This is a genomic window from Intrasporangium chromatireducens Q5-1 (assembly GCF_000576575.1).
GTDB lineage: Bacteria > Actinomycetota > Actinomycetes > Actinomycetales > Dermatophilaceae > Intrasporangium_A > Intrasporangium_A chromatireducens.
Map to the genome: position 1 here is coordinate 1 of NZ_AWQS01000601.1, position 411 is coordinate 411.

1 protein-coding gene is annotated in these 411 nt (G+C 66.7%); it reads right to left on the bottom strand.

What is annotated here, in order from left to right:
• The coding region (locus tag N864_RS23060) for an IS630 family transposase (RefSeq protein WP_034723141.1) at positions 1-411 on the bottom strand (411 nt) is incomplete at both ends.

Genomic DNA, 411 nt, shown 5'->3' on the forward strand with positions numbered 1-411 from the left:
CGACGAGGTTGAGCCAGGACCCGGAGGTCGGGGTGAAGTGCAGGTGGACCCGCGGGTTCTTCTCCAGCCAGGCCTGGATCTCGGGGTGCTTGTGGGTGTGGTAGTTGTCCAGCACGACGTGCAGCTGCCGGCGCGGGTAGGCCCGGGCCACCTTCTTGAGGAAGTCGCCGAACTCGGCCTTGCCGTGCCGGTCGTAGCACTGGTCGGTCACCTTCCCGGTGGCAACCTCCAGCGCCGCGAACAAGGTGGTGGTGCCGTTGCGCTTGTAGTCGTGGGTCGCCTTCTCCGGCAGCCCTTCCCGCAGGGGCAGGATCGGCGCGGTCCGGTTCAGGGCCTGGATCTGCGACTTCTCGTCCACGCACAGCACGATCGCCTTCTCCGGCGGGTTCAGGGAGCTTGTCAAGTTGTCTG